General features: G+C 73.3%; 1 protein-coding gene. It reads right to left on the bottom strand.

Features of this window, described 5'->3' with window-relative positions:
• A partial coding sequence (locus tag ABZ374_RS47990; protein ID WP_360325007.1) for a beta-ketoacyl synthase N-terminal-like domain-containing protein occupies window positions 1-4,611 on the bottom strand: 4,611 nt, incomplete at both ends.

Raw genomic sequence — 4,611 nt, 5'->3', positions numbered from 1 at the left:
ACCGACTCACCGGGCCGCAACCCGGCCAACCCCACCAGCCCGTGATACGCCGTCAGGAACACCACCGGCACCGACGCCGCCTGCTCGAACGACCACCCCGGCGGCAGCTTCGTCACCATCCGGTGGTCGGCCACGGCGTGTGGCCCGAACGCGTCCGGGAAGAGCCCGAACACATGGTCACCGACCGCGAGTTCGGCAACCGCCGCGCCCACTTCGGTGATCACCCCGGCGCCTTCGCCACCCATGGACGCGACACCCGGGTACACGCCCAGGGCGATCAGCACGTCCCGGAAGTTCAGGCCCGCCGCCCGGATCGCGATCCGGATGTCGTGTTCGCCGAGCGGCCGTTGGGCCGTGTCGGCGTTCGCGAGGAGGGCCAGGCCCTCCAGGGTGCCCGTGCCCGTGCTCCCCAGGGCCCAGTCGCCGCCCGGCGGCACCAGGGCGGCGCCGTCGCGGCCGTCCGTACCGGTCCGGGCCAGTCGCGGCGCCAGTGCCTGTCCGGCGCGCAGTGCCAACTGCGGTTCGCCGCTGTGCAGCGCGGCCCGAAGCAGCAGCGTGGACTCGGGACTGTCGTCCGTGTCCACCAGTACCAACCTGCCGAAGTGCTCGCTCTGGGCCGAGCGGAGCAGGCCCCACACGGGAGCATGGGCGAGATCCGGGACCGCGTCGCCGGTCGTCGCGGCCACCGCGCCGTGGGTCAGCACGACCAGCGGCTCCGGAGCGTCCGTGTCCGCGAGGTACTCCTGAACTCGGGCCAGCACGGCGGCGGTCGTCGCCGACACCGTGTCCGCGAGCGCGTCGCCGCCCTCGGTCACGGCAGCCGTGCAGTCGAGCACGGTCGGCTCGCCCGCGTCCGGGGACCCGGCGGGCCCGCCGTTCACGTCGACCGGCATCCAGCCCATCCGGTACAGGGCGCCCGCCGTGTCGTCGCGCATCGCGTCGCCGAGTTGCTCCGGCGAGATACCGCGCAGCGCCAACTCCCCCACCACGAACACCGGTCGGCCCGTGCCGTCGGCGGCCCGGATCGCGAGGCGCTCGGGGCCGGTGACGGACAACCGCAGGCGCAGCGTCGAGGCACCGGCGGCCAGGAGCACCACGTCGTTCCAGGCGAACGGCAGCCGGACGAGCCCGTCCTCGACACCCGCTTCGGTGAGTTTCGCGGCGTGCAGGGCCGCATCGAGCAGTGCCGGGTGCAGCCCGAAACGACCTGCGGACTCGACGAGTTCGTCCGGGAGTGTCACCTCGGCGTACACCTCGTCACCGAGCCGCCAGGCGGCCCGCAGCCCGCGGAACGCGGGCCCGTAGCCGTATCCGCCCTCGGCCAGGCGCGGGTAGAACCCGTCCAGGTCCACGGGCCGGGCGCCGGCCGGCGGCCACGCGACCAGGTCGAAGTCGAGCGCGAGCGAGTCACGGTCCGGGTCCGTCGCCGCGGCCAGCGTGCCGGTGGCGTGTCGGGTCCAGTCGGCCCCACTGTCGGGATCGGCGTCCGCGACGTCCTCCGGTCGGGAGTACAACTCGACGCTGCGCCGGCCGTCGCCCCGGTCGTCCCCGATCGCGACCTGGATCTGCACGCCCGCCCGTTCGGGCAACACCAGCGGCGCCTCCAGGGTCAGCTCGGCGACCCGGGAGCAGCCGACGAGGTCGGCGGCGTGCACGGCCAGTTCGGCGAGCGCCGAGCCGGGCAGGAGCACGGTCCCGGCGACCGCGTGATCGGCGAGCCAGGGGTGGGTGCGCAGCGACAACCGCCCGGTGAGCACGACGTGATCGGTTCCGGCGAGTCGGACCGCCGCCCCGACCAGCGGATGGCGGCCGGAGGCCAAGCCGAGATCCGCGGCGTCCGCGTTCGGGGCCGAGGCACTGTCGAGCCAGTAGCGCCGACGCTGGAAGGCGTACGTCGGCAGTTCCACCGTCGTGGTCGCGCCATCGGAGGTGGTCGCGGCGCCCGAGTCGATGCCCGTCGCCGTCGCCGTGAACAGGGACGACCAGCGCACCGGCACCCCCGCCACGTGCACCACGCCCAGCGCACCGATGGTGGTCTCCACCTCGGGCCGTTCGCGGCGCAGGATCGGCACGGCGGTGAGGTCGGCGCCCGAGTCCAGGACGTCGCGCACCATCGCGGTCAACACGCCTTCCGGGCCGAGTTCGAGGAAGGCCGTGCTGCCCTCGGCGTCGAGCGTCGCCACCCCGTCGGCGAAGCGCACCGCCTCGCGTACCTGCCGCACCCAGTACTCGGGGGTGCGCAGCTCGTCGGGCCGGGCGATCGCACCGGACAGATTGGAGACCAGGGGGATGGCGATCTCTCCGTAGGAGACCGTCGCCAGCACCTTCCGGAACTCCGCCGCCATCGGCTCCATCCGGGCCGAGTGGAACGCGTGGCTCACCTGGAGCCGCCGGGTCTTGTGCCCGGCCTCCGCGAATCGGGCGGCGGCCCGCAACACCGGTCCCTCGTCGCCGGAGAGCACGACCGAGGTCGGGCCGTTGACCGCGGCCACCGTCACCGCGCCGCCCTCGCGCTCGTCGTCCCCGGCCGCGTCGGCCAGGCCGTCCAGCGCTTCCTGCTCGGAGACCGAGACGGCGACCATCGCGCCGCCCGGGGGCAGTTCGTGCATCAGTCGGCCACGCGCGGCGACCACGACGGCGGCGTCCGGCAACGACCACAGGCCCGCGACGTGGGCGGCGGCCAGTTCGCCGATCGAATGGCCCAGCAGGTAGTCGGGCCGCACCCCGAACGACTCGGCGAGCCGGTAGCCGGCCACCTCCAGGGCGAACAGGCCCGCCTGGGTGAAGACCGTCTCGTCCAGGAGGCCCTGCGTGCCGTCCGCGCCGAAGACCACATCGCGCACCGAGTGCGCCGCGTGCCCGGACAGTTGCCGGTCGAGTTCGAACACGACCGCGTCGAACGCCTCGGCGAAGGCCGGGAAGGCGTCGTACAGTTCGCGACCCATGCCGACCCGCTGGCTGCCCTGGCCGGTGAACAGGAACGCGACCCGGCAGTCGGGGCGAGCCGAACCCACCACCAGGCCGGACGCGGGCCAGTCCTCGGCGAGCGCGTCGAGTCCGGCGAGCAGTTCGTCGCGATCCTGCCCGACCACGACGGCGCGCTCTTCGAACACCGCGCGGGAGGTCGCCAGGGCGTGACCGATCTCGGCCGTGCCGAGCGCGCCGTCGGCCCGGACCAGCGCGGCGAGTCGGCCCGCCTGACCGGCGAGGGCTTCCTTCGTACGGGCGGACAACAGCCAGGGCAACACCTCCTCGGGCGCGACCGGTTGCCCGAGATCGCTGTCCGCCCCGCCCTCGCTCGCCGGCACCGGTTCGGGTCCCTGCTCCAGTACGACGTGTGCGTTGGTGCCGCTGGCGCCGAAGGACGACACGCCGGCCCGGCGGGGACGGCCCGTCTGCGGCCACTCGCGGGCCTCGGTCAACAACTCGACCGCACCCGCCGCCCAATCCACATGCGGCGACGGCTCGTCCACGTGCAGCGTCCGCGGCAGTACACCCGCACGCATCGCCATGACCATCTTGATCACACCCGCGACACCCGCCGCGGCCTGCGCATGACCGATATTCGACTTCAACGACCCCAGATACAACGGCTGTTCGTCGGAGCGGTCCCGGCCGTACGTGGCAATGATCGCCTGCGCCTCGATCGGGTCGCCCAGGGTCGTACCGGTGCCGTGCGCCTCCACCGCGTCCACGTCCCGTCGATCGAGGCCCGCGGTGGCCAACGCCTGTTGGATGACCCGCTGTTGGGACGGGCCGTTGGGCGCGGTGAGGCCGTTGCTGGCACCGTCCTGGTTGACCGCGCTGCCGCGCACGACGGCCAGGATGCGGTGGCCGTTGCGGATGGCGTCCGAGCGGCGCTCCACCAGGAGCACGCCGACGCCCTCCGACCAGCCCGTGCCGTCCGCGGTCGCCGAGAACGCCTTGCACCGGCCGTCCGGGGCCATTCCGCGCTGCCGACTGAACTCGACGAACAGTCCCGGGTTGGTCATCACGGTGACGCCGCCGACCAGGGCCATCGAGCATTCGCCGCTGCGCAGCGCCTGACCGGCCAGGTGCAGGGCCACCAGCGACGAGGAGCAGGCCGTGTCCACGGTCACCGCCGGGCCCTCGAACCCGAAGGTGTAGGAGACCCGACCGGACACCACACTCGCCGACGAACCGGTGCCGATGTAGCCCTCCACCTCCTCGGGTACCTCGGCGAGGCGGGCCGCGTAGTCGTGGTACATGACGCCGGCGAACACACCGGTCCGGCTGCCGCGCAACGTGGCCGGATCGATGCCCGCGCGCTCGAACACCTCCCACGAGGTCTCCAGCAACAACCGCTGCTGCGGGTCCATCGCCAACGCCTCACGCGGCGAGATCCCGAAGAAGCCGGCGTCGAACTCGGCGGCTTCGTACAGGAATCCGCCCTCGCATGCGTAGCTCTTCCCCGGGGCCGTGGGGTCCGGGTCGTACAGGTTCTCCAGGTCCCAGCCACGATCGTCCGGGAACCCGGCGATCGCGTCCCGGCCGGCCGCAACCAGGTCCCACAGGTCCTCCGGCGAGGCCACCCCGCCCGGATAGCGGCACGCCATCCCGACGATCACCACGGGATCCCCGTCGACCACC

The sequence above is a fragment of the Embleya sp. NPDC005971 genome, assembly GCF_040629175.1.
Taxonomy (GTDB): domain Bacteria; phylum Actinomycetota; class Actinomycetes; order Streptomycetales; family Streptomycetaceae; genus Embleya.
The sequence above is the reverse complement of the archived record's forward strand: the minus strand, read 5'-3'. Positions and strand labels throughout refer to the sequence as shown.